Source organism: Paenibacillus sp. 7516, assembly GCF_002272715.1.
Taxonomy (GTDB): Bacteria; Bacillota; Bacilli; order Paenibacillales; family Paenibacillaceae; genus Paenibacillus; species Paenibacillus illinoisensis_A.
In genome coordinates this window covers 290,200-312,011 of record NZ_NPBI01000002.1, presented here as the reverse complement: position 1 = coordinate 312,011, position 21,812 = coordinate 290,200, and the positions used below count along the sequence as shown (strand labels likewise).

Annotated in this window: 16 protein-coding genes; 7 read left to right on the top strand and 9 right to left on the bottom strand. The window is 44.9% G+C overall.

Annotated elements, in window-relative coordinates; translation table 11 throughout:
* The first annotated feature begins 26 nt into the window (after positions 1-26).
* On the top strand, positions 27-1,244 hold the full coding sequence (locus CHI14_RS01410) for an NAD(P)/FAD-dependent oxidoreductase (protein ID WP_095286621.1): 1,218 nt from the start codon (positions 27-29) through the stop codon (positions 1,242-1,244).
* Positions 1,245-1,393: 149 nt separating this feature from the next.
* Here the strand turns inward: CHI14_RS01410 and map are convergent, their stop codons facing one another.
* On the bottom strand, positions 1,394-2,134 hold the full coding sequence (gene map / locus CHI14_RS01405; protein ID WP_095286620.1) for a type I methionyl aminopeptidase: 741 nt from the start codon (positions 2,132-2,134) through the stop codon (positions 1,394-1,396).
* Positions 2,135-2,701: 567 nt separating this feature from the next.
* Here map and CHI14_RS01395 point away from each other — a divergent pair.
* Positions 2,702-3,157 (top strand): CBO0543 family protein, encoded by a 456-nt coding sequence (locus CHI14_RS01395; protein WP_095286618.1) that lies wholly within the window; start codon positions 2,702-2,704, stop codon positions 3,155-3,157.
* Positions 3,158-3,333: 176 nt separating this feature from the next.
* Here CHI14_RS01395 and CHI14_RS01390 read toward each other — a convergent pair whose 3' ends face one another.
* Positions 3,334-3,858: a hypothetical protein gene (locus CHI14_RS01390; RefSeq protein WP_095286617.1), complete on the bottom strand. Its 525-nt coding sequence runs from the start codon at positions 3,856-3,858 to the stop codon at positions 3,334-3,336.
* Positions 3,859-3,962: 104 nt separating this feature from the next.
* Entirely contained in the window at positions 3,963-5,246 is a 1,284-nt protein-coding gene (locus CHI14_RS01385) for a DUF418 domain-containing protein (protein ID WP_249280954.1), read from the bottom strand.
* A gap of 143 nt (positions 5,247-5,389) precedes the next feature.
* On the opposite strand from CHI14_RS01385, the gene CHI14_RS01380 reads away from it, so the two are divergent.
* Positions 5,390-6,118, top strand: a complete 729-nt coding sequence (locus tag CHI14_RS01380) for a response regulator transcription factor (protein WP_095286616.1) — start codon at positions 5,390-5,392, stop codon at positions 6,116-6,118.
* Positions 6,115-7,914 (top strand): sensor histidine kinase, encoded by a 1,800-nt coding sequence (locus tag CHI14_RS01375; RefSeq protein WP_095286615.1) that lies wholly within the window; start codon positions 6,115-6,117, stop codon positions 7,912-7,914. Before CHI14_RS01380 ends, CHI14_RS01375 begins: the two co-directional genes overlap by 4 nt.
* A gap of 195 nt (positions 7,915-8,109) precedes the next feature.
* Here CHI14_RS01375 and CHI14_RS01370 read toward each other — a convergent pair whose 3' ends face one another.
* Positions 8,110-9,081 (bottom strand): aldo/keto reductase family protein, encoded by a 972-nt coding sequence (locus tag CHI14_RS01370; protein ID WP_095286614.1) that lies wholly within the window; start codon positions 9,079-9,081, stop codon positions 8,110-8,112.
* A gap of 135 nt (positions 9,082-9,216) precedes the next feature.
* Between CHI14_RS01370 and CHI14_RS01365 the strand changes: the two genes are divergently transcribed.
* Positions 9,217-9,594: a MerR family transcriptional regulator gene (locus CHI14_RS01365; protein WP_095286613.1), complete on the top strand. Its 378-nt coding sequence runs from the start codon at positions 9,217-9,219 to the stop codon at positions 9,592-9,594.
* Between the two features lie 71 nt (positions 9,595-9,665).
* Here the strand turns inward: CHI14_RS01365 and CHI14_RS01360 are convergent, their stop codons facing one another.
* A complete protein-coding gene (locus CHI14_RS01360; protein WP_095286612.1) occupies positions 9,666-10,064 on the bottom strand; it encodes a YkvA family protein in 399 nt (132 codons plus the stop codon).
* Between the two features lie 464 nt (positions 10,065-10,528).
* Here CHI14_RS01360 and CHI14_RS01355 point away from each other — a divergent pair, with 464 nt between their 5' ends.
* Entirely contained in the window at positions 10,529-11,887 is a 1,359-nt protein-coding gene (locus CHI14_RS01355) for an alkaline phosphatase (protein WP_249280953.1), read from the top strand.
* Between the two features lie 111 nt (positions 11,888-11,998).
* On the opposite strand, the gene CHI14_RS01350 is transcribed toward CHI14_RS01355, so the two are convergent.
* From CHI14_RS01350 to CHI14_RS01335, 4 genes are all read right to left on the bottom strand, one after another.
* Entirely contained in the window at positions 11,999-12,187 is a 189-nt protein-coding gene (locus tag CHI14_RS01350) for a hypothetical protein (protein ID WP_095286610.1), read from the bottom strand.
* 466 nt (positions 12,188-12,653) lie between these two features.
* Positions 12,654-18,746: an S-layer homology domain-containing protein gene (locus CHI14_RS01345; protein ID WP_170947974.1), complete on the bottom strand. Its 6,093-nt coding sequence runs from the start codon at positions 18,744-18,746 to the stop codon at positions 12,654-12,656.
* A gap of 229 nt (positions 18,747-18,975) precedes the next feature.
* Positions 18,976-20,007 carry a ketopantoate reductase family protein gene (locus tag CHI14_RS01340; protein ID WP_095286608.1) on the bottom strand — a complete coding sequence of 344 codons (1,032 nt, stop codon included), beginning with the start codon at positions 20,005-20,007 and terminating at the stop codon, positions 18,976-18,978.
* Between the two features lie 13 nt (positions 20,008-20,020).
* Positions 20,021-20,767, bottom strand: a complete 747-nt coding sequence (locus tag CHI14_RS01335; RefSeq protein ID WP_095286607.1) for an acetoacetate decarboxylase — start codon at positions 20,765-20,767, stop codon at positions 20,021-20,023.
* A 132-nt stretch (positions 20,768-20,899) separates the two neighbouring features.
* Here CHI14_RS01335 and CHI14_RS01330 point away from each other — a divergent pair, with 132 nt between their 5' ends.
* Positions 20,900-21,805 carry a LysR family transcriptional regulator gene (locus tag CHI14_RS01330; RefSeq protein WP_095286606.1) on the top strand — a complete coding sequence of 302 codons (906 nt, stop codon included), beginning with the start codon at positions 20,900-20,902 and terminating at the stop codon, positions 21,803-21,805.
* Positions 21,806-21,812 lie beyond the last annotated feature (7 nt).

Below are 21,812 nucleotides of genomic sequence, written 5' to 3'. Positions count from 1 at the left end.
CGAATATATATAAGGGAGAGACTCGAATGGATCTGCAGAGCGGTAAGTTATACTGGCCGACAACAATAGCTAATCCCCCCTCTTATCCAAAGTTGGAGGAGGACATATCCTGCGATGTGCTCATTATCGGCGCTGGCAGCTCCGGAGCTCAGTGTGCAAACTTCCTTTGTGACCAGGGTATATCTGTCGTTATCGTCGACAAGAGAAAAGTTGGAGAAGGCAGTACCAGCACCAATACGGCCTTGATTCAGTATGCAGGTGAGAAGAGTTTTGTATCGCTCAGTCACTCGTTTGGTGAAGAAATAGCCTCTCGTCATTTGAAGCTATGTGAAGAGTCTATTAATCATATTGAGCAAGTAAGCCGTCAATTACCCATCAATCCTGATTTTATAAGACGTGATAGCCTCTATTACGCAAGCTATGAAGAGGATGTTTCCGCTTTGAATGAAGAATATGCTCTTCTACAGAAGTATGGATTTAAGGTAGATCTGTGGAATGAAGAGCACATATCCGGCTCGTACCCATTCCGGAAAAAGGCAGCACTGTACTATCATGACGATGCAGAAATAAACCCCTTAAAATTCGTATATGGACTTCTTGAGAAAGTAAAAGCTCAGGGAGGAAAGATCTATGAGAACACGGAGATAACTGGCAGACGATTCGAACAGGATTATGCCGTCTTCTACACCAAGGAACGTCGCGAAATCCGAGCCAAACATGTAATTATTGCAGCCGGGTATGAAGATAGTGATTTTAAATCCGAAAATAATGCAACGCTGGCAAGCTCCTATGCCGTCATTACGAAGCCGATTAACGACTTTTCAAGCTGGTACAAACGAACATTGATCTGGGAAACTGCACGCCCATATGTGTATATGCGTACAACCCCGGACAACCGGGTTATTATCGGAGGAATGGATAAGGATACTTCCTTCGCTTCAACCCGAGATTCCAAAATCCTGGCGAGCAAGGACAAGCTCATTCAAGAGTTTAACAAGCTATTTCCTGACATTCCGGCCGAGCCTGAATACTACCTGGGCGCCTTCTACGGAGGCACGCATGACGGATTGCCTGTCCTCGGCCAATACGAGACATATCCCCACTGCTATATTTTGATGGCATACGGAGATAACGGAACGGTGTATAACGGTGTCCTGGCCAAAATTGTTTCGGATCAGATTCTTAATGGATCGAGTTCGGATCTCGATATCTACCTGCAAACCAGACCACTCATCTCCAGGTAATCCAAGATATAAATGACCTTCAAGGCAAATGGATGGGTACAAGCCTGAAGGTACATGCTCAGGTTCTAGTTCACCTGAAACAGGAACCTGAGACACCAAAAAGCCGATTTCACAATGGAAATCGACCTTCAACAACACTCTTGTTCCCGTTACTCCGTGATGATAATCGGACCATTTTTGGTCAGGATAATCGTATGTTCGATTTGAGCCACATAGCTGTTTTTGGTAGCAAAGGTCCAGCCGTCATTTTTTTGGAATACTTCTTCTTCAGAAGTTGAAATAAACGGTTCAAATGCAATAACCATTCCATCTTTTAGCAATTCGTCATCCGATGTATCGTTGTAATTATAAATATGATCGGGTGCTTCATGGATTGTACGTCCAATACCATGTCCGGTAAGATTTTTGATAACCGTTAATTCATGTTGTTTTGCAGTTTGGAACACTGCTTTTCCGATGCCACTTTTTTTGGAACCGGGTTTTGCTTTTTTAAGCCCTGCTTCAAATGCTTTTTTTGCAACGTCGCATATTTTGGTTAATACTTCTTCACCCTCGCCAACTACAAAGGAGATTCCCGTATCTGCAAAATAGCTGTTCTTGGAGCCAGATACATCTATGTTTACGATGTCACCTTCCTGAATAACGCGCTGTCCAGGAATACCATGCGCTACTTCATCATTAACACTGATACAAGTGTATCCCGGAAAATCATATTCACTTTTTGGAGCTGACACAGCCCCTTCTTTGGCAAACAGCTCTCCGGCTATGTCATCAAGTTCTTTCGTCGTTATACCCGGAACTGTCCGCTGTACCAATTCATCCCGAATGGCGGCTACGATCTTACCGATTTCCTTCAAACCATTAAAGTCTTCTTCTGTCTTTGCAATCATTTTTTCTACCTCACTATCTTTTATCATCAGTGCACTTCATTCATGCTATTCTCACGAATAACTCAAACCATGTAAATGAGTAACCATACCTTTAACTAGACTAACCTGACCGATTGTTGGATGTGTCTCATTATAATCTCTCCAAAATCATCGGTGTTCAGAAGTGGAACACACGGCTATTTGAGACCACATTTATTTATAATAACGCAAAGAAGAGATATTAACTATCCTGTCAATACGAAACTTAATTCCAAAACAACATAATTTCTGCAAATTGGTTCATCCTATATATTAGGAAACAAAGTACTTTCCAGAGAGAAGGGTATCCGAGATTGAATGGGTTAAATGAATGGCTCAAACAGATCGCACATAATTACGTACTGATCGTCATTGCAGCAATATTATTTTTTACAGTTAAAGCCGTAATCGGGTTTATTACATATAAGCATTATGATAAACAATTAAAAATGGTAAACCAGAAGCTCAATACCCTACTTGAGGATAAAAATAAGATGGATTGAACGGAATGCGTGCTTCACAGGTGAATGAACATGAGGAGTGATCAACATGTTGGGGAATATTATTTTCGGTTTTATGATTCCTGTTCTAATTGGTGGATGGATTTTACGAAGACACCCCAAGATTCTTCTCGTTTTTTATCCGCTAGGAATAGCTGTCTCTGCTTGCATCAACAGTGTGGGTTTCAATTTTTTCTGGAACATACTCCCTAACTCCAATAATCAGTCCTATACCGCTGTTCCAATGGATCTGGGTATCTACCCTATCTCAGGATGTCTTATGATGTATGCCATTATCAAAAAAGGCACAAAACCCTGGCTCGCTATAGTCATTACATCCGTAGTTCTTACCCTCATTGAATGGCTGGCCAAAGAAATGGGCAGAGTAGTGTACTTCAATGGATGGAATATCTACTGGACCGGCCTTTCCTACCTGATGCCTTTAACTATAGCTTACGGTTACGGCCTTCTTTTCAGGAAGCTGTTCATACATTCAGAACTATAGGAAGGGATTTTACATGTCGGCCTTCGCCATTTCTGGCTCCCTCCTTTTTTTTGGTGATATGAGAATTACGAAATGCTATTTTTTCTTGGATTTTCGGATCGTTCCATTATCCATGATTTCTCCTCTATGTCAAAAAAGAAAAGCCCCTTACATCTGTCAAAGGGGCTGTGAGTTTATTATGCTTCTTCCTGTTCGGCCTTACTAGGCCCGGCCATGAGACCTTGGACAGCACCCATGAACGGCTTGATGGACTTGATCATACCGTAGCCCATTTTCACGACAGGCACGAATTGCTGGATCATGCCGAATAACCGCATTCCTCCGCCAAGCAATCCTCCAGCTGCAGCCCCGCCACCGAGCCCGCCAAACAAGGAACCCATCATGGGCAGAAAGGACGAAACCTGCGCTTGCGACATTTGGCGCGAACGCGTAGATGGCTTACGTGTGCCTTTGCCCTGTTTTCTTTTGTGAGAGGAGCCTCCGTTACTGCCTGAAACAGCCTTTCGGTTCCGTTTGGAACGATGGGAGCTGCCTCCTGTTGTCGGTGTACCTAATACGGTTCCTCCACCAGTTAGCACCACTCCACCGTTATTCACTTCAGCGATATAACCAATGTATGTTTCACCATTATGAAGAGTCACGCAGACGGGTTTGGCTTTATATCGCTTTGCCTTTAGGCGTATATCGTTGATTTTAGCCATAGAATTCACCTCGCTCTACTGAATCTCCTGTAGTTTACGCTATAAATGGACTGCTTGCCTGTGCGAATGGGGCATATGTAAGGTATTCTCAACGTGAAGCATGATCAACCTGTATATCCTTGTTCAGGCTTTAGCGAGTTCGCCTCCGCTTCTAACGTATTCCGTGGTTTTCGCCTCTTCTTTTTCAGCTTCCCTCTCCAGGACAGATACGTCCAGATGCGCAGAATGTATTCCATGGGTCCACTCCGGAACTTCTTGAGATACATTGGGCTAAACCACAACTGAATGCAATAAACAGCAACAGCGATAAGCGCCCCAACGAACACGCCAGCATGACCAAACAGTCCAAGCCCATACCCATAGAAAATCGACGTACATATTACACTTTGCAATAGATAATTCGTGAGTGAGAGACGGCCGACCGCCTCAAACCTTGCCATTAGAGCAGAACGATGGTTTCCCGTATACAGGAGTGCAAAAGCGTAAATGTAGCCCACTGCAAGCACCATACCTCCGAGTGTTGATCCAATACCGGTACCGATCCAGCTTTCTGCACCCAGTTGCGGGGCTAATACGCCGTATGCTTTAAGTAACAGTCCCACCGGAACAAAGAACGCGGTGCGGCGATAGTATGTACGTCTCATTGCTTGTGGGTTGTCAAATGTTCCGATTCTGGCGGAACGCATGCCGAGCAGAAACATCGGCAGCGTGATGATCGGGGCTAACACGATAACAAACAAAATGAAATCCGTTCCCATTTCCGCAAATGGATCCGCATTATTCCGAAAGTCCTTGATCTCCATATAGCTGCCGTTGCCGTATATATCCTGGCTCTGCACAATGTAGTTAATCATGCCCTGTGACGTAGCAGCCATCGGGTCTGACGAATCAGAAGACGGGAGACCAAGAAGCCCTGTAATAGTAAGTAAGATGATGGCCCATATGAATAACGTTTTTGGTTTCCGGTTCAGGAACAACAACAGTAAGAAACCAGTAATTCCATAAAACGCCAATATGTCCCCTTCCCACAGAAAAGTCGAGTGCAGCAACCCGATCATGAATAGAAGCAGAAAACGGCGGGCTAGATGACACTTCGGCCTTAGTTCCCTTGTTTTCAAGCTATCTGATAGCTTAATCATCCCGAATCCGAACATGAACGCAAAGATTGGCATGAAGCTGCCCACCACCGTGATATGCAGGAATGAATGAAAAGCCAGGTCCGTCCCTTCAATCCCAAACAATTGCGGTTCGCTCTCGCCAAACAGACCGTATTGAAAAATCAACATATTCGCCAATACAATGCCTACCAGGCTGAATCCGCGCAGTCCATCGATTAATTGAACGCGCTTTTTATTAATAATCAATTCAATCACCTCTGTATACAGCATAGTAGTCCGCCCTAAATGAGCGCTAAAGTCTTCCTTAACATTTCCTTAACGCAGCCATGAAAACAACCTGCTTACTTTAAGCATCGTTAAGGTTTCTCTGGTACAATGACTAATGCAATATGAAGACAAGGAGGAAATTCCCAATGAATTCTGCAAAAATTCTAATCGTGGACGACGAAAAAGCCATCGTGCAGATGATCGAGTTCGTACTGCGCAAGGAAGGCTTCGAGTATATCTATACAGCAGACAATGCGGAAGAAGGAATGCGTCTTTTAGCGGAATATGGCGCTGACATTATCCTTCTCGACGTGATGCTGCCTGACCGCACTGGTTTTGAGCTTGGACCGCAGATTCGGGCACAATCTGACGCACATCTGATCTATTTGACCGCTCGAGCAACAGATCTGGATAGACTGACGGGCTTTGCTGTAGGTGGCGACGATTATGTTACCAAGCCGTTCAATCCCCTGGAGATAGCCGCCCGAATTAAAGCCCGCTTGAGACGAGGAATTGCCGAATCAACAGTCCAATCCTTAGCCACACCTAACGCGGATCCACGTCAACGATATGATTTCGGCGGTTTTATTCTTGATGAACGGGCAGGCGAGCTGCTTGTTGGCGACCAAAACATGCCCTGCCCTGCTCAAGCTTACCAACTGCTGCTGTTCCTGTGCCGTAATCCAAACATTGTCTTCTCCAAATCCCAATTGTACGAATCAGTCTGGGGCTTTGACGGACTCGGCGACGATAATACGGTTATGGTTCATGTCCGCAAAATACGTGAACGCATTGAGCCCGATCCGAGCTCACCACGTTATCTTTTGACTGTTCGGGGTCTCGGATATAAGCTGGTGAAGGGCGAAAACGTATGAAAAAGCAAGCCAAAAAGAAACATAGCCGCTTTACGAGGCGTTTGGGGTTACATTTTACCATCCAGTTCTTCACCATTTGGCTGTTGGTTCTAGCCATCGTATTAATTTCTTTATTCACCATTATGTATCACATAAGTAACGAACAGCTGAAGACCGACATTCCCTCAGATGTGCTGGATTCACTGGTGATTGAGACCACGATCGAAGGTGACAGCGTGGAGCTTCCTTCTTTCTGGCCCGGCCAGCTTGAGCAAAAGGGATATTGGCTCCAGATCGTCAACGAAAGTGGTCGGGAAGTTTATAATCTAAACGTACCTGAAGACGTGCCGGAGCAGTACTCTGCTGCTGATCTACTACGCATCAGTGATACTAGAAGACTGAATGAATACCAGGTTACAACCTTATACGAAGAGATACTGGGTGACCGAAATCTCTATCTGCTCGGGCGGAAAGACGTGGACGGAACGAAGCTTGAAGAGTGGTACAAACTTTACTCCGAGAATGGAAAGGTACCGGACTCCGCGGCTAGAATATTAGAAAATGAAGTGAAATCAATCGGAGTTTCACTTATTGTTCTGAACGAGAGCGGCCATATCGTTCAGAGCTTCGGGCTCCCTTCAGGCCATGAGGCATACGGGGCCCTCGCTCTGATTGAAATGAGCCAGCAACCAGCCAAATCGAAGATTGACGTCTCCTATCATTACGACCCCGCTTCCCAATATACATGGCTGATTGAACGTCCACGAGAGGAAGCAGAATCAACAAACCAGCCGATATTACGTACCATGCTCATCGTGTTGGTTACCATCGGCTTAGCGATTTTATTGCTGTCCCTTGGGCTTGCTGTCTGGCACGGCTATCGGTATGGCGGTCCCCTGCTATTGTTCATGAGGGGTTTCGAGCGAATGGGCCGGGGCGAGTACGAGGAGGTCTTTACCGAGAAAGAGCGCAAGAAGATTTTTGGCAGAAAAGGCCGTTTTCGTGCCCGTTATAAGCTGTACCATGAGGTAATCGCGGGCTTCTCTGAAATGGCAGATAAATTAGCCTATGCCCGTAATGAGCGCCTGCGTCTCGAGCAATCTCGCGAAGAATGGATGACCGGCATTTCCCACGATCTACGTACACCACTTACAACCGTTCAGGGTTACGGTCATCTGTTAGAGAGTGGACAGTTCAGCTGGAGTGAGGATGAACTGAGAGAGGTTGGAGGCACAATCCGCGAAAAGAGTACATATATGTTGGAACTGTTACAGGACTTCTCCCTTACGTTTGAACTTAAAAATCATACGCCAGGAGAAAAGCTGGAGCCGCTTGAACTTAATGAATTCGTTCGACGTGCCGTTCTACGCTATGTTAACGATGTAACGTTGAAAAACGTGGTTTTCGATTTCGAAGAAAGCCCGGCTTCTCTTCGTATTTTAGCCAATCCAAAATGGTTCCAACGTTTGCTCGATAACTTGATCTCCAACGCTGTCAAGCATAACCCGCCAGGAACGAAAATCACACTGAGCGTTATAAGCGAAGGAGAGCTTGCCTTCATTATCGTCCGTGACAATGGGGTAGGTATGGACGAGGAGACGCAGTCCCGTCTCTTCGATCGTTATTACCGAGGGACCAACACCGACGAGGGAAGCGATGGAGCGGGACTCGGCATGAGCATCGCTTACGCAGTGGTGGCGGCGCACAAAGGCACGATCATGGTGGAGTCCAGTATTGGCGAAGGTTCGATGATCAAACTGACTTTCCCTAGACTTGCATCTACCGATTGCAACAATAAACCGGAAACTCACCTCTAAAGATAAGTGAAACGCCATTTTTTTACTTGAAACGATATGTAAAAGGCCCTGCTGAGAAACGGCAGGGCCTTTTACATCCTTCATTTTTCTAAATGGTCAGCATTCTGATTTCTACTAAAAACTTTCAGTCCCTACGTTTGTTGTTCAGCTCTCCATCTTCTACGTCGTCTGCCACCTATAACCGATTTTTCACATCTATCTCAGTGGTGCAAAATGGCTGATTGACGATAGAATCTTCTCTGTTCGTTCGATGATCTCAGAAGGTAGTTCCAGTTCGGTCGCTTTGATGTTTTCTTCAATTTGTGCCGGTCTACTGGATCCGATGATTGCTGAACTTACAGCAGACTGACGCAGAATCCATGCCAGAGCAAACTGGGATAACGTTGCCCCAAGCTCATTGGCCAGTTCCGACAGCTGTGCAGTACATTGGAGCACATCTTCACGTAAGTAACTGTTGATAACTCCATTGGTCTGATCATTGGAAGCCCTTGTTCCTTCTGGAATCTGCTGTCCAGGTTTGTATTTGCCCGTCAACACACCTTGTGCTAATGGAGAAAATACGATAAGTCCCAGTCCTTCTTGCTCACATTGTTCAATAATACCTTCTCTCTCGATATAACGTTCAAACATGTTGTAAATCGGCTGATTGGATATGATTGGACGCAGATTCAGGCGTTTGCCGATCCCGGAGGCTTCCGCAATCTGTGCTGCGGTCCATTCGCTGACACCCGCATACAATATTTTGCCCTGTGCCTGCAAGTCATCTAAAGCTCTCAGCGTTTCATCAATTGGTGTTTCGGAATCAAAGCGGTGACATTGATACAAATCAATATAATCGGTACCTAATCGCTTTAAGCTCGCTTCGCACTGCTCCATAATATGTTTGCGGGACAATCCACGATCGTTTGGACCCGGTCCTTGTGGGAAAAAGAGCTTTGTAGCCAGTACGTAACTGCTGCGTGGATACTGCTTCAATGTACTGCCCATTACCTGCTCCGCACCGGGATAGGAATTGGAAGTATCGAAAAAGTTAATGCCTAGTTCATATGCCTGATGCATGCAGGCACGCGCAGCTTCCTCCGATGTAGCCGATCCGTAGGTCAGCCAGCTCCCCAATCCGATTTCGCTCACTTTCAATCCGCTTCTGCCCAGTCTTCTGTACTTCAACCCAATCACTCCTTCATTGAATATTAAAATGAGAGCTTATCTCCTGAAAACGCTCTATTGAACAATCTTAGGATAGTGGTTAAACTTAGGTTTAAGTCAAGCCATTCAATCGATTTTTTTGAAAGGAAGATTTGTTTGGAATTTACGATTAAACAAGTCGCGGAACGCACCCAATTACCGCCTTCCACGTTACGCTTCTATGACAGGGCAGGTTTAATGCCTTTGTTGAAAAAGACAGAATACGGCACCCGCCAATATTCCGAAATGGATATCTGCTGGCTGGAGTTAGTCCGCTGCCTGAAGGACAGTGGCATGTCCCTGGAGGATATCAAAGCATTTATGCTGTTATGCCTGGAGGGTTCTTCCACGAGTGAACAGCGAAAGGTTATGCTGGAGCAGCATCGACAAAATATACTGAAACAACTGGATGTGCTGAACTGCAGTCTTGGTACCATTGACTATAAGCTGGAGCATTATAACGAAATTGGCATCTTTCACATCGACTCCAAATAGCATATCGATTGCTTCATATTTTATAAAAAAAGAGCCCATCTGAATCTGCTGGTTCAGGTGGGCCTCTTCATTTAGGTGAAAAGTTTATAGCAGATCGAACCAATCCAGACGGCAAAGACGATCCACACAAGGATAAACAATCCTCCTGTAATCCAATTCGTGGGTTTACCTTTCTTTCGGATCTCCTCCGCTTTGTCTCTGCAATCCCGGATGACTTCTTGAGGAATCAGCTTCAAAGCTATTGTAATGCCGAGGGGCACTATAATCAGGTCATCAAGATACCCAAGTACAGGTATAAAATCAGGGATCAGGTCTATTGGACTGAAGGCATAAGCTACTACGCCGACCGCAAATAATTTTGCATACCAAGATACCCGAGGATCCTTGTACGCCAGGTACAAAACGAATACATTTCGTTTGATCTCCCTCGCCATGGCTTTTACTTTATCGATCCATTTTACTTGTTTCATCTTCTGCCCTCGCCGCTTGTCATTGTAATGAATTGATCATAAACCATTTACATCCGGTTTGGTAGTAAATCATGAGTATACTTCAGGCATGACCCTCGCAACATTTCTCCGCAGCGCTTCCTTCCATCTCCTGTTAATAATTTCTTGATATTAACTTACTTATCAAGTAAATTAATAAATAATGATCCGGTGGTATCCGTCATTGCCTGAGTTATGCTGCTTGGATTCTCACTATACTTTGTCAACGTATTTGTTGTGAGCATAACACGATTATTTTAAATAACGTTTTTATAATAGGATGAATTGGGGATCTGCACTTGCAGGTCCTCTTTTTTTGTAATTATTTTACACAACGAATACAGAGGACAGGGACTTCTTTTACAGTCGAATGATAATCTTCATATTGACCGACAAATGAATAAAGATACATATGTTCATGTTTAATACTAAAAGGAGGAATTAACGTGAAATTATCCAAAAAAGTACTTCCTGCAGCTGCACTCAGCCTGGTCTTTGCCGCTTCTACCGTCTTGTCTGCCGGTCAAGCCCACGCGGTGCAAGCCGTTAGTGTAGAGACAAAAAAAATCAAGAATATCATCTTCCTCATCGGTGACGGCATGGGAACGGCTTATACTTCCGCTTACCGTTATATGAAGGATGACCCTTCGACTAAGATCATGGAGAAAACGGTATTTGACCCTTATCTTGTGGGCGCTCAAATGACCTATCCGGATGACGACACACAAAACGTAACGGACTCGGCTTCCGCGGCGACCGCAATGTCTGCTGGTGTGAAAACGTATAACGCAGCTATTGCTGTCGATAATGACCATACTGAAGTGAAAACGGTTTTGGAGCAAGCCAAGGAAAATGGAAAGTCCACCGGGCTTGTAGCTACCTCAGAGATCACTCATGCCACACCTGCTGCCTTCGGTGCTCATGATATAAGCCGGAAGAACATGGATGCAATCGCAGATGATTATTATGATGAATTGATCAATGGGGCGCACAAAGTCGATGTACTTTTAGGTGGAGGAAAAACCAATTTTGTACGTGAAGATCGTGACTTGACCAATGAGTTTGAAAAAGCCGGTTTTAGCTACGTGACGGATCGCAGTGCCCTTCTCAAGGATACAAATAAACAGATTCTCGGACTATTTGCTGACGGAGGTATGGACAAGTTGATTGACCGTACTAGCGAAACGCCTTCGCTGGCCGAGATGACAAATTCAGCCATTGATCGCCTGAGCTCAAACGAAAATGGGTTTTTCCTCATGGTTGAAGGAAGCCAGATCGACTGGGCGGGTCATGATAATGACATCGTTGGTGCTATGAGCGAAATGGAGGATTTTGCTGCAGCATTCGAGGCGGCTATTGATTTTGCCAAAGAAGATGGAGAGACACTTGTCGTAGCAACCGCCGACCATTCCACTGGTGGACTTACGCTCGGGAAAGATGGAGAATATAACTTTTTCGTGGATCCGATCAAAGCAGCTGTACGCACTCCTGACTTCATGGCAGCTCAAATCGCTAAAGGGGCTTCCGTGGAAGAAACACTTAAGAGTTATCTCAAACTTGAGTTAACTTCCGAGGAGATTCAATCGGTTAAAAATGCAGCTAAAGACGCAGATGTCACGACGATCGACAATGCCATCGAAGCCATTATTGATAACCGCTCGTTCACTGGCTGGACGACAGGCGGACATACGGGAGACGACGTGCCAGTCTACGCTTACGGTCCGGCAAGTCATCGATTCTCCGGCCTGATCGACAATACCAATAATGCAGAGATCATATTTGATATTTTAAAGAAGCATAAATAACAATCTGCCTCTCACCAGTAGCCCTTCTCTATTTCCGACAGGAATCGAAGAAGGGCTTATTCTTCTTTATCTTCATAAAACCTAATGAGAGAATAATAAGAAATGATACAACTATTGGTTTAACTTTTCAGGATTCTTCACTTTGATCGATACCACTTCTCCGCAGTTCAGACAAACGGTATACACCTTTTCAGATCCAATCGCTAGTTTCTTATCCACCGGACGGAGGTTGATAAAGTCTGAAGCTTGTACAAATGAATTTCCTCCACAATCATGACATCTCTTTTCAGTTGCTTCCATGTAGTCTGATTCCTCCTAGTCATTTACTTTGCTGATTCTTATGAATGGAATCTCCTGTATTATAGGAAATGAACCACTTTCAATATACCGTATTAACCAAATCAGGACAATATTAACACGTGCCATAAATGACAATAACACTGGATTTTCAACCCTAACCCTAAAGGGTTTAAAAAAACAAGAAGCCGCGTCTCGCGCGACTCCTTGTCTATCTTAAGCTTCCCTCGATTCAATCTTTCTGGCTTCTTAATGTAATTTCAAATTATGAATTTGTCTCTCCTGCAAAAACAACTCTCCCAGTGCAAGTTTATTCCTGCTCGCTATCCGTTGAGAGTCATGTCGAACATCATGCTTCACAAGGCAAATTGGCTGCACATATAAAATACTATCCGATAAAACAAAAAAAGCCGCCATTCAGGCGACTTCCTCTGTGTGAATTACATGTGCGAGTTGCATTGCAAGATGTTTATTCATGAATCAGCATATACACTATTTTAGCCATTTCTGCCCGTGTGACTTTACCTTTCGGATCAAAGCGAAGGTTCGCTTTGCCTGTCATCAGTCCCAGCGCATTCACATGCTCTACAGCATCTTGAGCCCAAGCAGATACCTGGCCTTGGTCAGAGAATTCTGCTCTTACCGTCGATTCCTGCTTCTCCATAAACAATACTTGCTGAGCTTTCATCAACATCACGGCTGCCTCTTCGCGGCTGATCGAATCCTTCGGCCTGAAGAGATTACCGTTTCCTTGTACAATGCCAAGTTCGGTCGCCTGAGCAACGGCTGCTGCATAATATGCATTGGCTGGTACATCGGCATATACCTCGGTTTTCCCCGAAGAATTCAGCCCTGCTGCACGCATGATCAGGGTAATGAAGTCGCCTCGACTTACCTGCAGAGCAGGACCGTAGTTCTCATTGTCCATCCCCTGGATCAAATGTTTTGCCGCCAACGTATGGACGTAACGCTCAGCCCAGGAGTCTTTCATATCCTTGAATGGTTTATGATATTCCAGGATTGCGTACAAACCTGGTTGCTCCGCCTCAAACGTCACCGATCCGCCTGCGAAGCGACCGCCTTGATATTCCATTCCTTGCCCAAGCAGATATACACCTGCATATTCAGATTGAATCTGTTTTTGCTGTTCAGCCGTCAAGATTCGATTAATCTCGACCGGACTGCCGAACTTCGTAACCTCCGTCTCGTTCTCTCCATGAATGAGGAACATACGAAGCGATTGCACTAACTCCGTGCGGGAGTAATGCTGCTCCTCCAATAGATGGTTATCCAATATCTGCTTCGCACTATCGTTAGATACAGTACTGAAACGCAGCAGCAGCTGGTCTGTCTCTCCCCATTCTTGCGGCAGGGATCCAGCCGGGAGCGTGACTTTTAATACAGGTGATGAGATTACTACGGAGAGGCCGTCTGCTTTCACCTTTTTCACGGCACTGGCAGGTAGGTATACATCAAACTCCCCGTTATCGTTCTGCTCTTGTATGCCAGCAAGTGTAATGACTACTTTCCCCCCACTCGCTGAACTCGCGGCTTGCTCCAGCGCTTGTGCTTCAGCACGATAAGTACCATCCGAAGATGGATTAAGCGTAATTTCACCATTGCTGATCGGTGCTGCTGGCTTCGTCACACTATTATTATCTGCTGGAACTGCCGGATTACTGTTACCTGAGCCTCCTCCATTACCCGGAGTCTGTCCCCCAGGAGCCGAGGTCCCTGTATAGAATCCCCAAATATCGGATAGAGCACTTCCACTATGCTGGTCTTCAGCTTTGGCGTACCATTGATAGTAGCTTTCGTTAGAGAGTCCCTTCCATACCATAGAGGCTTCTCGTCCACTCGCTACGTTCGTTTTTGAACCGATTTTCTCATCTGTGTAAACTTTAACCCCGATATAATCCGTGGCTACTCGCTTTGTTGTTGGTGCCAAACCAAGATCCAGGCTAAACTCATCTTTGCCTTGTTCGGTCTCTGGATCGTAATAGTTGTAGTCATCTAGATAAGGTGAATACGTCTTGATATGGAGCTTGTTGTTTGCCATATCAAACTGCATAAGCCGGATATAACCAAGTCCTCCTTCAGGAGCACCTTGATAATCTGCCAGCATTTGATAGACGTTACGGTCAGGAATGCCATCTCCGTTATCATCCAGCTGATCAACCTTAAGCTCGGCATCGTGATAGTGCCCGGAAAGAGCAGCAATCACGTTTTTGTTCGGTTTAACAACCTTCTCAAAAATCTGATCCGCAATCGGTGAACGGTTATTGGATACGAGCAAATACTCATGCAAACAGAGAATTGCTTTACGTTCCGGGTACTTGGAAACGATGTCGTTCATCCACTCAATCTCTTTTTCACCGAGTCCCCATCCCATATACACAATGACAAAATCATTGCCGTTCGCTGAAACCAAATCATAGTGTCCACGGTTATTCTCGTATGAACCACTAAATACCTCATTATTGATGAACCGGTTCGCTCCAAAATACTGCTGGAACTTCGCGTAATCGTTATCCTGATGTCCCACGTCGTGATTTCCTGCCAATACTCCATAAGGTATCGAAGCATCTTCAAGTACCTTCATGTTTTTGTCTGCTTCAATCCACTGGTATTCCTGGTCTGCCTTATCGACGACATCCCCGGTATGAATAACGTACTTGATGTTCATGTTTTCTTTTTGCCCGGCGATCCAGTTGACGATGTTTTGATAAATTAGTGGATAGCTCTGGGAATAGTACTGCGTATCCGACATCCAAACAAATGAAAAATCGTACGGGTCCTGTGATTCCGGTGAAGGCTTATTGCCTGCAGCAGCAGCTGTTTCCGCTAGTTCGTCCTGCACCATAATCTGAATCACATCTTCGTTTTCATAATCACCCGCCTGTACCACAGCCTTTAATTCAAAGTCCTCTGTACCGGCAATAACCTGATCCAGCTGATTCCATTTTTGCTCGCTTATGCTCCAGGCATACAAGCTTACTTTCCTTCCTTCAAGCGACTTGCCCTGCCATTCGATTTCAACACGATCTGTACTTTTCACGGATGGATCAAGCTTCACTTCGAAGCGTTGGTAAGGAAATTGCTCAACCGAATCATTGACGAGATATGTTCCGTCTACCGCAGCAATTTTTTTGTAATCCTCTGCATTCATGTCCTTTTCTCCGGAAGGAACCATTTCTCTAGGCGGCTCCGTAACGGAAGTATTCAGGTATCCTGCAAAACCTTCGGCTCGGGTTGCATCGTATTTATAACCTTTGTAAAAGGTTACATTCATGTCGTCTCTGCTTGGGTCCTGAACTTTAACTGTCAGGTTGGCGTCTATGCCAACATTGGTTTGATTTTGCTTAGGCGCCACCAATTCCGGTGGTAGCGGGTTCTCATCGGGCACTTCAAACTTTACCGTTCTCTCCGCAACGTTACCCACCTTATCGGCTGCCTGAATATGCAGGACATGCTTCCCGCCCTGCATCTCTCCCGACGAGGTTCTTAACGGAAGAGTAATTACTTTGTCATCCAGCTTCACACTAACCTTGTCCACGCCAGCTATCGCATCCTCAATTTCGGCATCAATGACGAATTCTCCGCGATATGTCTTACCATCTTCAACGGTTGGCTTAATGTCAGGTGCCGTATTGTCCACCATCACTTTGGCCGTTACCTGCTCTGAACCATCCGTTACGGCTACTTCATGAGCACCGTCCGAGGTGTGGGTTGTGTCCCATGCATAGGCTTTAGCTGTAAGATGTTCCGATTTCAGCTCAAAATGGAAGCCGATTGATTCGCTTTTCCCGGCAGAATCACCCATTTTAATCTGTTTTTCTTTTTCGGCGTAGGCAGGATCCCATATTTCAGTCCCATCAGCCAAGAGCAAACGGACGTTTTTGACTTCAAAGTCATCTTTGTTCTCTTCCGGACGTTGATCAAACGGCGAGGTTTTGGAACCAGCCCGTATGTAGATCACATTATCACCCTGAAGCAAACGTTCCGAATCAATAGGAAAGGATAATGTCGTATAGCTTGTAATCGGGTTCATGAACGTATAGAGAATCGACTTGTCCTCCAGCTCTGGTGGTCCCATGGTTACTGCGTTTTTAAAATAATAATCGACATTAACGGCTTCAAATACGAAATATGCATCATCCTCAAGCGCAGCATAAGTACTGTCATCAGGCAGAACTTCACCGTCAATACTGAGCCTGACGTCCATCCCCACAGCTTGCGAGGTTCCTTTAATGGTGTGCATACCGCGAATGGTATCCAGTTCCTTCACATTCAGTCGAAGCGGTTCATCGCTTACTCCTCCGGTCACGGATATAACAGCAGGCTCAGTTCTCGTTTCGTTAATACCGTCCGAAGCAACGAAATAATACTCCATGGTTTTGCGTCCGATGAGGTCGGCGGGTGACATGTTATAGTGGTACATCATGTCATCGTAGTCTTCTGTCAAACGATGTGCCGTAAATTCAGACTGTTTATCTGAACGAACGAATACCTCTACAGATGTTACCTCACGGTCATCTTTGGCATCAACGATCAGCTCTAATCCGTTCGATTGATCCGCCTCGGTCACATTTGTCATGTCCTGAACCGTTGGGGGTACGGCATCCAACTCGATATGAACGGGTACGGAAGGAACTTGTCCCGGCAAAATACTGGCTGGCGAAGGTGTTTCGACTCCAGAACTTGACTTGATCATCATTGTGCTGCCGTTTCTAGGATAGGTGTAAGTGATCGCTTTATCTTCCTTCGTTTCATCACTTTTGGTTCCATTTTCATAAGTCTGATCAGCATCGTAATAGGCAGAAGAGATTTCCTTGCCCGTATTCGTTTTGATTACGAGCGCTCTGCGGCCAGAATTCGCCATGCCATCACTCTGGATCGAGTGCAGCGTAATATTGGGGATGAGGTTGGTTTGATAAAATTGGTTGAAATCTTCCTCGGTATAAGCAGTGTTGACGCTATTTTTGATCCAAAATACAACCGATTGCTGCGCAGGAATAACAAAATCGGGATGAGCTGCCCCCCATTCCACATCCGCGCTTGGTCCTTTGTCCGGATAACGATAGTACAGGCTGTAATTTTTAAAGTTAACCGGTTGGTCTGTATTGTTATATATCTCGATATACTCATAAGCATCCGAAGACGTACCCGGTACATTCGTTGTATTCGGTACAAGCTCAGTAATAAGCAGCGTTGGTGCTTTAGCCGGATCGAATGCATTCAATTGAACCTGTGCCGAATACGGCTTGTCCATGCTGCCTGCTTGTATCCGGTATTGCAATTCGGGCTCGGTAAGTGCCGACGCCGGAATTGTTGCTGTATACTCATCTGTTTCAACTATATTCATCATGACTGCAACACTGTATCTGTTCTGGGAAGGCGTCTTGTACAATAGCTTGACCGCAGGCTGGCTTCCATCTGCATTTGTACCCAGATTCTTGATCTGCGCCTTTATCTCAACATCCTGAATGGCCAAGGCGTCAGTTGGAGCCGTATGCAGAATTTCGATTTGGGACCCTTCTTCCACAACTGGCGGAACTGCCTGTGCCGGATCAATGGATCCGGGTGTGGCTGAGATTTTCCCGGAATTCTCCATAACACTCATCTGAGTGCTTCCAGCTGCCGGATGTTTGAAGAATATCCCCATATTCGCTTTAACCTGAGCCGGTTCATAAGCTGCTGAAACGATACTCTCGTTGGCTTGATTTTTGATCACAAGTGACCTGGCACTTCCATTCGCCATACCAGCTCCACCCTGTATACGGAATAAGTGCTCTCCTTCGGTCAGAGATGTTCCATAATTTTGATTAAATTGCTCAGCCGTAAGATCGTTATTGCTTCCGTTCAAAATCCAGAATACGACCGGACTGTGAGCAGGAATCAGGATGTCCGCATCTTCTTCTGTTTTCCAAGTATCCTTATTATTGTAGAAGAAAGTATAGTCTTTAAAATTAATCTCTTGATCCGTGTTGTTATACACCTCAACAAACTCATACGCATCCGTACTGAGGTTAGGCAGATTGGTCGTGTCTGGTACCATCTCGGTAATCAGCAAATCAGGTCCTGAGGACTGCTGCATTAGAGACGTGGATGGCCGAATGGCCGCCGAGTATCCTGTCGATTGAATGATTTTTCCTTCCTTATCCATACTGTCAATGGCATAGTCTAACTCACTGCCGATCAAATTCTCACCAGGAATGTTCCCCACATAGGTATCCGGATTCTGCTCTAAGGGTACAAGTTCCACCGGAGTATGCATTTGACCGTCTACCGAATAAGAGATACGCCCGGTCCATGACTGGTCGGTGCCATATACCGTTGCAGTAACCGTGTAATCCTGCATTTCGTAAATCCAATCCGCCGGGGTGTGGTCTACCTGAACGTTTACAGCTTGAGTGACTTGTGTCTGTTCCTGGCTGTCTTCCTGCGGCATGCTTTCTGCATGAACTGCTGGCAATGATGTGAGAGGCATCCCGGTTGTCAAGATCATGCTGCTTAATAAAGCGATTGCAATACTTCGCTGAAGAATCCTTCTTCTGTTCAATTTAACCCGCATCTCCTTCTAATCCATTTTTGCTTACTCCACTTTGACAAACATTGTTTTATCATAAGTGGGATTTGTTAGGAGAGTGCGCTCCCTAAGTAAATTGAAAGTTAACGATATTACCCTTTCTCAATTAACTAGAGTTGAACAGACATAACAAAAAAAGCCGCAAATCGCGGCTTTTCATGGAATTCTATTCTCTATCAGGCAAGGCATTGATTTCAACAAATTAACGTCTGTCTACCAGATGTTTAAATTCTTCAATGTTCGTCTGAAAATCAGGAACCGTTTGTGTCTCTTCAGCAGCTTGGACCAGCTTCACAACCAAGTCATTATACGGTGTCGCAATTCCTGTACCTTCCGCTTTGCTCGAAACAACTCCATTAATGTAATCAATCTCGGTTTTGCGCTTTTTCTCCAGATCTTGAAGCATGCTTGCTTTGAGCAGCCGGGAAGGTTCCATCACATATTTCAACGTTTTAATCCGTTCAGGAATATCCTGTTCATTTTGGAGTTCAAGGGAGGCGATATCGAATCCGTTCATTTTGACAAATTCAATCCCGTTCGCATGTCCGACCTTAATCGTTTCGTCCGCGATATGAACAGCACTCACAATACCGACTTCATCATCCAGAATGTCTCCGTATTCTCCGTTCAATGCCGCCGACAGACCACTGAAGGCATTATTGATCAGCAGCTTGGACCATTTAGTACCCACTAAGTTGTCGGAAATGTGTGTTCCACCTACCAGATCCAAAACCGATTTTACACGCTGAATGCGATCGGACGTTTCTCCATTTAATTCGCCAATCTGAAAAGCATACTTCTTGAATTGTGTGTACTCCGTTGTGAGGCTTGATACACCTGGTTCCATGAACGTGGCACCAAATTCAACGGATCCGGCAATTACGCGAGCTGCACCCACTATGGAAGCCACGTCCTCTTCAGGAATCCCGTTCTGCAAGGAACACACGATACTCTCCTCATGTAAGAACGGAAGCAATTCCCGAAGGATGGTATCGTTGGATAATTGTTTGGTCAATAGCAGTACAAGATCATATGTCCCAGATTTTTGGTCAGGAGTAATGGCTTTAACTTTTGCATGAAACTCCGTTGTACCGACCACTTTAGCTCCCGTTTGATTCAAGGCATCGACATGCTCCTGATATGCATCAATTAACTCCACATCCATGCCGCCATCCGCCAGGTATGCGCCTACGATGGTTCCTAGAGATCCTGCTCCTAAGATTGCGATTCTCATTATAATTTCCTCCTTATTTCTGCTCAAGATAGTTATATACAGGCTGTGCTGCATTCAAGGTCAGGTCTGTCAGGATATGTGAAGCTGAAACAACTTCCAATACTGGTAAGTCGGCAAGGGGTGCGAGTGCATGTTCAAAAAGCTGAAGTCGTGCTGGTCCCGTCCATGCTTCCTTCACTTCGATATCCGTAATTTGAGTTCGAATCAAATCACATATTCTTAAATTCCCACTGTAATCCGTAGCAATTTTCATCATAAAGTTAGGTCGGCAGATTTCATTTCTGGCGAGTTCCTTATCCATCGGAACATGCTTATATCCCATCGTTGCAGTTGCAACACGAAGCGTTCCGTAATCAAGCGTACCCACAAGTGTATCTGAATCAATATATAGTTTGGGTGCACCTAACTTTTTGGGATACGCCGTAAGCTCTCTGCCACTTGCAATCGCAGGAAAGTTGTCCACGTACATTGAATGCACATAGTCACCATCCTCACCATTGAATCGCACAGGGATAACCTGCCCAGCTTCGGTATATGCACCTAATCCGGAGACATCCGGCATCCACATCACTTCAAATTTAACCAGCGGTTCAGTAATTTCCAGTGGTTCAGGCACCGCTGCCCGCAGAGCTTTTTCATCCGTTCGATAAATAATGTTTAAGTATTCCCGATTCACAAATTTATAGGGTGGCATGGGGTAAGCCGGTGCCGTTAGGGGTGTATTCAGATTTTTGGCTATGTTATTCACATCGATTTTCATGAAGGACACCTACCTTTTATGTTATGTTTTCTTCTCTCTCACAAATAAAATTCTACATTAATAATTAAATTTAATATAATACATAATAACTACTATATATATTTATTGAAATAAATAAGGGGTGCGAAACGAATGGAATTGCTGCAGCTCAAATATTTTCAAACCGTTGCCTATACCGAACATATCTCCAAAGCAGCTCAACAACTGAATATTGCTCAGCCCTCCTTAAGCCTGACGATCAAAAGACTGGAGGATGAGCTCGGTACAACCTTGTTTGATCGAAAAGGCAGAAACATTCAATTGAATTCGTCAGGGAAAATTCTATTGAAGCATGTTAATCGGATCTTTAACGAAATTGAAAATGCTCAACTGGAGATCCAATCGGAAGAACAACACGTTTCTAATATCATCCGAATTTCGATTACGAATCCTAGATTCCTTACCGGGCTGATTAGCGAATATATTCATAGCAACCCGCAAACCCAGATTCATCAAGGTATTGGAACGAAGAGCGAAATCATCACAAGCTTGCAAAAAGGAGACATCGATGTAGGAATAACGGGTCACCCGATCCAGGATGAGGAAATTGAGAGTTGTGTACTGGTTAATGAGGATATTGTTCTTGTTGTGCCTTCCCATCATCCGTACGCTGGAAAGACAAACATCTCGTTACATCTTGTTGCAAACGAACCCTTCATATCTCTTGCCGATAATGTGGAGTACAGCAACTTTACCACCATGCTCTGCGGGAAAGCAGGCTTCGTACCCAATCAGGCCTTTGAAGTGGATTCACACACACTGCTTGAAATCATCAAGCTTGATCAGGGAGTTGCTTTGTTACCTGTTTCCGTATGTAGAAAACTGGGGTTGCACTATATAAAAATTGCTGATGATTCAGCGATCTACCCGATTAGTTTATCCTGGACGAAACAAAAATCATTGTCTCCTTCAGTTCAACATTTTCGCGATTTTATCTCTATGTATTATGAATTGAATGCTGACCTCTTTACGGTGGTTAAGAACCGAAAGAATTCATGACAAAAAG

Excerpts from the sequence above, each read along its gene's own strand:
- CHI14_RS01410 (WP_095286621.1), top strand. The coding sequence starts at position 27 with ATGGATCTGCAGAGCGGTAAGTTATACTGGCCGACAACAATAGCTAAT.
- map (WP_095286620.1), bottom strand. The coding sequence starts at position 2,134 with ATGATTGCAAAGACAGAAGAAGACTTTAATGGTTTGAAGGAAATCGGT.
- CHI14_RS01395 (WP_095286618.1), top strand. The coding sequence starts at position 2,702 with ATGTTGGGGAATATTATTTTCGGTTTTATGATTCCTGTTCTAATTGGT.
- CHI14_RS01390 (WP_095286617.1), bottom strand. The coding sequence starts at position 3,858 with ATGGCTAAAATCAACGATATACGCCTAAAGGCAAAGCGATATAAAGCC.
- CHI14_RS01385 (WP_249280954.1), bottom strand. The coding sequence starts at position 5,246 with ATGCTGTATACAGAGGTGATTGAATTGATTATTAATAAAAAGCGCGTT.
- CHI14_RS01380 (WP_095286616.1), top strand. The coding sequence starts at position 5,390 with ATGAATTCTGCAAAAATTCTAATCGTGGACGACGAAAAAGCCATCGTG.
- CHI14_RS01375 (WP_095286615.1), top strand. The coding sequence starts at position 6,115 with ATGAAAAAGCAAGCCAAAAAGAAACATAGCCGCTTTACGAGGCGTTTG.
- CHI14_RS01360 (WP_095286612.1), bottom strand. The coding sequence starts at position 10,064 with ATGAAACAAGTAAAATGGATCGATAAAGTAAAAGCCATGGCGAGGGAG.
- CHI14_RS01350 (WP_095286610.1), bottom strand. The coding sequence starts at position 12,187 with ATGGAAGCAACTGAAAAGAGATGTCATGATTGTGGAGGAAATTCATTT.
- CHI14_RS01340 (WP_095286608.1), bottom strand. The coding sequence starts at position 20,007 with ATGAGAATCGCAATCTTAGGAGCAGGATCTCTAGGAACCATCGTAGGC.
- CHI14_RS01335 (WP_095286607.1), bottom strand. The coding sequence starts at position 20,767 with ATGAAAATCGATGTGAATAACATAGCCAAAAATCTGAATACACCCCTA.
- CHI14_RS01330 (WP_095286606.1), top strand. The coding sequence starts at position 20,900 with ATGGAATTGCTGCAGCTCAAATATTTTCAAACCGTTGCCTATACCGAA.